The 6,095-nt window shown below is 42.9% G+C and carries 7 protein-coding genes; 4 read left to right on the forward strand and 3 right to left on the reverse strand.

Annotated elements, in window-relative coordinates; all coding sequences use genetic code 11:
* Positions 1–44 precede the first annotated feature (44 nt).
* The 3 genes from F6J99_RS16160 to F6J99_RS16170 are packed head-to-tail and all read left to right on the forward strand — an operon-like array spanning position 45 to position 1,818.
* On the forward strand, positions 45–767 hold the full coding sequence (locus F6J99_RS16160) for a pyridoxine 5'-phosphate synthase (RefSeq protein WP_293113814.1): 723 nt from the start codon (positions 45–47) through the stop codon (positions 765–767).
* A 22-nt stretch (positions 768–789) separates the two neighbouring features.
* Positions 790–1,113, forward strand: coding sequence for an MgPME-cyclase complex family protein (locus tag F6J99_RS16165; protein ID WP_070395460.1), 324 nt, complete (start codon positions 790–792; stop codon positions 1,111–1,113).
* Between the two features lie 54 nt (positions 1,114–1,167).
* Positions 1,168–1,818, forward strand: coding sequence for a hypothetical protein (locus tag F6J99_RS16170; RefSeq protein ID WP_293113809.1), 651 nt, complete (start codon positions 1,168–1,170; stop codon positions 1,816–1,818).
* Between the two features lie 14 nt (positions 1,819–1,832).
* Here the strand turns inward: F6J99_RS16170 and F6J99_RS16175 are convergent, their stop codons facing one another.
* The 3 genes from F6J99_RS16175 to crtE all read right to left on the reverse strand — a co-directional run bounded on the left by F6J99_RS16175 (position 1,833) and on the right by crtE (position 4,830).
* The gene (locus tag F6J99_RS16175; protein ID WP_293113810.1) at positions 1,833–3,077 is read right to left on the reverse strand and encodes an RNA-guided endonuclease TnpB family protein; all 1,245 of its coding nucleotides are present in this window, start codon (positions 3,075–3,077) and stop codon (positions 1,833–1,835) included.
* A 147-nt stretch (positions 3,078–3,224) separates the two neighbouring features.
* The gene (locus F6J99_RS16180; protein WP_293113811.1) at positions 3,225–3,680 is read right to left on the reverse strand and encodes a divergent PAP2 family protein; all 456 of its coding nucleotides are present in this window, start codon (positions 3,678–3,680) and stop codon (positions 3,225–3,227) included.
* Between the two features lie 220 nt (positions 3,681–3,900).
* A complete protein-coding gene (gene crtE / locus F6J99_RS16185; RefSeq protein ID WP_293113812.1) occupies positions 3,901–4,830 on the reverse strand; it encodes a geranylgeranyl diphosphate synthase CrtE in 930 nt (309 codons plus the stop codon).
* A 402-nt stretch (positions 4,831–5,232) separates the two neighbouring features.
* On the opposite strand from crtE, the gene F6J99_RS16190 reads away from it, so the two are divergent.
* Positions 5,233–6,095 (forward strand): RNA-guided endonuclease TnpB family protein (locus F6J99_RS16190; RefSeq protein WP_293113813.1); only part of this gene is annotated, 863 nt, incomplete at its 3' end.

Below are 6,095 nucleotides of genomic sequence, written 5' to 3' on the forward strand. Positions count from 1 at the left end.
CTTTGGTGAGTTTTGCAGAAGTTTTATGGAGCAGAAAAACATTAGTGCTAACACTTGGCGTAAATATTGACCATATTGCCACAATTCGTCAGGCGCGGCGCACTGTAGAACCTGACCCAGTGGCAGCAGCGGTGTTGGCAGAGCTTGCTGGTGCTGATGGCATCACCGCACATCTAAGAGAAGACCGACGTCACATTCAACAGAGGGACATTGGTCTTTTAAGACAAACGGTGCGAACTCATCTGAATTTGGAAATGGCACCTACCGATGAAATGGTAGCGATCGCTCTAGAGGTCAAACCCGATTACGTTACCCTCGTACCAGAAAAACGAGAAGAAGTGACTACCGAGGGAGGGCTAGATGTAGCAGGGCAAATGCCTCGCCTTAGTGAGGTTGTAGCCCAGTTACAGAGCACTGGCATTCCTGTTAGTTTATTTATAGACGCTGATCCCGCCCAAATCGATGCTTCTGCTAAAACAAAAGCTAAATTTATTGAGCTGCACACGGGGAGTTATGCAGAAGCTACTGATGAAGTCAGTCAGGCTAAAGAATTAAAAGTTTTGGCCTCCGGATGCCAACAAGCGATTGCTGCTGGCTTACGAGTCAATGCTGGTCATGGTCTTACCTACTGGAATGTTTACCCGGTTGCTTGTATCGAAGGTATGGAAGAACTGAATATTGGTCATAGCATCATTGCTCGGGCATCTCTGGTGGGTATAGAACGGGCGGTCAGAGAAATGAAACAAGCGATGCAAGGTAAATTTTGAGCTTTCCTAAGTAACTGAAACTATGCAAACTTACTACTACGTTTTAGCCAGTCAAAAGTTCTTTGAAGAAGAACCATTGGAGGAAGTACTTCGGGAACGTACCAGGCACTATCATGAACAGGAAAAAGAAATAGATTTTTGGTTAGTCAACCAGCCAGCATTCTTGGAAAGTTCCCAAATGTCCCAGGTCAAGCAAGAATGTCCGCAACCAGCAACGGCGATCATTTCTACTAATCCTAAGTTCATCACCTGGTTAAAGCTGCGCCTAGAATTTGTCAAAACTGGTGAATTTCAGGCACCATCAGATGATATACCTGACCCTCTAGCGTCTCTGGCATCAGTTTAATGGTTAGTTTTTTGCTTCCAAGACAGTGGCTATGGGTCTACTATCTAATCATCTATGACCAGGGAAACAATACAGTTTATTTTACAAATTTTCTCGATAGCACTGGCTGCTTTAGTTGGTGGTGTCTTTGATTCGGTTTATGCTCAACCAATAACTCCTCAATGCCAACCACCACAAAACGGCGAGTACATTTTGTTAGTGCTTAGCCGAATTAGGAAAAATCACGAACAAATTCAAAGAATTTTACCCAATAGCGCAAAAACTGATTTTTGTCAATATTTGGAAGACACAGTAACTCGGGTTGGCGGTTTCAGAGGCATTAACGATGCTAAAGATTGGGCACGCTATCTGGATCAGGTAGTGGGATACTCAGCTTTTGTAGTTCAATCTCCACCGTCAAGCCAACCTAGTACTACTATACAGCCTACTAATAGAGCTTATACTCCTCAGGGATTGGGTGATGGTTATGCAGTTCTGGTGGACTACTTCAATCAACCAGAAGTGGCATCTCGACTAGAGCAACTACTGGGCGTCAATGTGGGCTTGGTTTCTTATGCTCAGCGACCTTACTTACTAACAGTACACACAACTAGTGAAACCCAAGCTAACTCAATCTTAAGGCGACTGAGCGCAGCGGGGTTTTGGGCAATGGTTGTTGATAGTCGCCGAGTTACCCTACTAAAACGTAAGGTGGTTCGCTTGTGAACTACCCCGACCTACTACTTTGAGGTCGGGGCTTCCAGCTTCACGGAAGAACGCCTCAACTTGGACGGACGTCCGCGTTTTGGTCTTACTTCTTCTCCACTGGCGTTGACCTCCCCCGTCCCAGAGGAGGATAGCATTCTGATCCCTTCTGCTCTAATATTCTTCGCCGCATTACCATCTCTGTCGTGATGAGTCCCGCAGCTGGGACAAGTCCATGTCCTTACATCTAATGGGAGCTCTTTGATTTTGTAATGACAATTAGAGCAGGTCTTAGAACTGGGGAACCACCTGTTTATCTCAACCAATACTTTTCCTTCTTTTTCACATTTATAGGAAAGAAAGTTTACAAAGGTTCCCCAGCCTAGATCAGAAATTGCTTTAGCTAGTTTATGGTTACGAACCATGCCCTTGACATTTAGGTTTTCGACTACCACTACTTGGTTGTTATCAACTATCTTTCTAGATAATTTGTGGAGGTAGTCTTGGCGGACATTTCCAATCTGTTCGTATATCTTAGCTACAATCTTTTTGGCTTTTCTGCGCCTGTTACTGCCCTTTTTATTCCGGGCAGCAATACGTTGCTTTTTAGCTAGTTTCTTTTCGTATTTAGCTAGATGTTTGGGATTGCTGAACTTAGAGGTCTTTTCGCCGTCGTAGGTAATCGCAAAATCCTTGATACCCAAATCAATACCGATCGCTTTTAGCGGGTCCTTACGGACCATCACGTTCCCGTCTTTAGACGGCTTTGTCCCATCTGATTCGTACTCCATTAGAACGGAAGCATAGTACTTTCCAGAAGGATTTCTGCTAACCGTTACAGTTTTGATTTCCCCGTCCAATGGTCGATGAATTACTGCCTTAACAACTCCCAGTTTCCCGGGGAATTTAAGACAGTCGCCCACTTGTTTTACTTTCTGGGGATACTGTATCGATTGGCGATGATGATATGATTTGAACTTGGGGTATTTTGCTCTGCCTTCAAAGAAATTTTGATATGCACGACTAAGATTGAGACTCACGGATTGTAATACCTGAGAATAACAATCTTTTAGCCATTCAGTCTCTTTTTCTTTTTTGAGTTTCGGCAACATGGAATTGAGTGCAGATTGTTTCAAGCCTTTGCCAGTTTCTTTATAGGTTTCTATGCACTGATTGAGAGCATAGTTCCACCACCAGCGAGCACAACCAAAGTGCTGAGCTAATATATGAACTTGCTCTTGGGTGGGATAAATCCTGACTTTTACGGCCTTATGTGTCACTGCATTTTCCTCTGTTTTCGACCTCTGTTACTATTATATATATTTCGCATTAACGTGTCAAGCTAATTTCGTCCCCTCAAACTCCCCTACTCGTTAAATAGTCCCCTTTTAAGTAGGTAATGGCAAATTACCAATTAACACGATCGATCAATAAGCCGTTGCTGCTATGCAAGAAATAGCGATACCTAATACCAAACCAACAAGCACCTGAAAGGGTGTATGACCTAATAATTCCTTAAGGCGGTCTTCTTTTAACTCTTTGTCTTCGCTAAAAAACTGATCGATAATTTGGTTGAGAATTCGAGCTTGCTTACCGGCAGCTTGCCTGACACCAGCAGCATCATACATGACTATGATGGCAAACACTAAAGCGATCGCAAACTCTGGAGAAGCCCATCCTACTGTTTGTCCTACACCAAATGCCAAGGCAGTGACGAGTGCTGAGTGAGAACTAGGCATTCCACCAGCAGTTATCAATACCTGAAGATTAGGTTTGCGATTTTTGGTTAGATCAACCAAAAACTTAAATAGTTGAGCTACCAGACAAGCAATGAGCGCAACCAGCAACACCTGGTTGTTTAGGATGTCGCTAAAGTCCTGCATAATTATTTATTTTAAATTGGTCATTGGTCATCGATAACTCAGCATTGGGGAAACGATGAAGGATGAATGATCAAGTATTAATTATTAAGTATCTTCCCCCGATAGCGTCCCTTATAGGGTATAATCAAGGATGAAGTATGTTTTTTTTGGTGTTCCTGTAGGCTAGGATTAAACACTTCATCCTTTAACTGTCGTTGGCCTTACCCCAATACCAAGTACCTTAATGAGTGCGATTCACAATAAAATCAGCGATCGCAATCAGGGGTTGAGCCTTTTCCCCAAAGGATTCCATTTGAGCTTTTGCCTCATTAACCAGCTCTTGGGCTTTGGCTTTTGATGCCTCTAGCCCCCAGAGGCTAGGATAAGTTGCCTTTTGTGCTTTAAGATCCTTACCTGCTGTTTTACCCAGTTCCTCCTGGGTCGCAGTTATGTCTAGGATGTCATCGACAATTTGAAATGCTAAACCAATATTTTGGGCATATTTGGATAGCCTTTGTAAGTTAGCTGTCGTTGCCCCTGCCAATATTCCACCACAAACTACACAGGCTTCTAACAAAGCACCAGTTTTATGAGTATGGATAAAGGTGAGCGTTTCTTCTTTAATATCCGACTTACCTTCTGATTCGAGATCAAGCACTTGACCCCCAACCAATCCGGATGCCCCGACTGCTCGACCCAACCAGGCAACTACCTGCAAAACTTGGGGAGCTGGTACATTTTTAGTTTGAGCCGCCGCATATTCAAATGCATACGCTAATAAACCATCACCTGCGAGGATGGCAATGTCCTCACCAAAGACTTTGTGGTTAGTTAGTTTACCCCGACGGTAATCGTCATTGTCCATTGCTGGTAGGTCATCATGAATCAATGACATGGTATGGATCATTTCCAGAGCGCAGGAGGTTGGCATTGCCATCTCCACCGTGCCACCCATAAGCTCACAGGTAGCTAAGCACAGAATCGGGCGCAAGCGTTTACCTCCAGCCAAAAGAGAATAACGCATTGCTTCGTAAATTTTGTCGGGCTCCATTCGGGGCAGAGCCTGGTCTAAAGCTGACTCAATTAGAGCCTTTCGGTCTTTTAAGTAAGTTAGTAAGTCTAAACTTGGGGATTCCCTCTTGGGGGTAGGTCGCCCCTCCGTCGCTACCATGCCTTGATTCCTTGATTATCTGATTCCTCTAACAATTTTACGGGGCTGGGGGTCTTCTTGAAACTACCTTGTCTAATTCTCCTACTTCTCGTTTGATGGACAAAACTCTTTACTGATGCTACTTAGGATTGTCGAGTTTTGAAATTTATCAGTAGCGCTAAACTAAAGTCTAACCCTGTCAATCCCCACATTTAATATGTTCATAAAACTTACAACACAGATTTTTAATATTTTTATATTTTATACCTTTCAGTTTTTTTTAACAAAAAAACCGCTATCCATCCCCCTCCTACTTCGTGAGGAGGGGGATGGATAGCGGACTAGAAACTTGACTTTACACCTTGACGCTTTAATGAAAAGTATATATAATGGTAAATCAGGTCGATAAAAGGATGGAATGCAGTGAAGCACAAAGCCGTTAAAGTAAGAATTTATCCTACTCTTGAGCAAACTCAAATCCTTGCTCAACATTTTGGTTGTGCTCGTTGGTGGTGGAATTATGCGCTAAATCAATGCATAGAAACTTACAAAGAAACGGGGAAAGGCTTGACTCAGTCTGCTCTCAATTCCATGCTGCCAAAACTCAAAAAAGAAGAAGAGACTGAATGGTTAAAAGATTGCTACTCTCAGATATTACAGTCCGTAAGTCTCAATCTTAGCCGTGCATATCAGAACTTTTTTGAAGGTAGAGCAAAATATCCTAAGTTCAAGTCATACCACCATCGCCAATCCATTCAGTATCCTCAAAACGTCAAGCAAGTTGGTGATCGCCTTAAATTTCCTGGAAAATTGGGAATTGTCAAAGCAGTGATTCATCGGCCATTAGACGGGGAAATTAAAACGGTAACAGTTAGCAGAGATCCTTCTGGGAAATATTACGCTTCTGTTTTGATGGAATACGAGTCCAAAGGAATAAAGCCATCAACAGAGGTGCGATCCGTGGCGAATTTAATTCGCCAAGGTCAAGCGCACCTAGGAAAGGTGATTGGGATTGACTTGGGCATTAAAGATTTTGCTATTACTTACGATGGCGAAAAGACCTCTAAATTTTGCAATCCTAAGCCTATAGCTAGATCCGAGAAAAAATTAGCTAAGAAACAACGTATTGCAGCCCGAAAAAAGAAAGGCAGTAATAAGTGCAGAAAGGCTCGCCGGATTGTAGCTAAGGTATATGAACGTATTGGAAATGTCCGCCAAGACTACTTACATAAACTATCCAGGAAGATTGTAGATCAGAACCAGGTAGTAGTAGTTGAAAACCTAAA

This window comes from Moorena sp. SIO4G3, from assembly GCF_010692305.1.
Taxonomy (GTDB): domain Bacteria; phylum Cyanobacteriota; class Cyanobacteriia; order Cyanobacteriales; family Coleofasciculaceae; genus Moorena; species Moorena producens_A.

Excerpts from the sequence above, each read along its gene's own strand:
- F6J99_RS16165 (WP_070395460.1), top strand. The coding sequence starts at position 790 with ATGCAAACTTACTACTACGTTTTAGCCAGTCAAAAGTTCTTTGAAGAA.
- F6J99_RS16170 (WP_293113809.1), top strand. The coding sequence starts at position 1,168 with ATGACCAGGGAAACAATACAGTTTATTTTACAAATTTTCTCGATAGCA.
- F6J99_RS16180 (WP_293113811.1), bottom strand. The coding sequence starts at position 3,680 with ATGCAGGACTTTAGCGACATCCTAAACAACCAGGTGTTGCTGGTTGCG.
- crtE (WP_293113812.1), bottom strand. The coding sequence starts at position 4,830 with ATGGTAGCGACGGAGGGGCGACCTACCCCCAAGAGGGAATCCCCAAGT.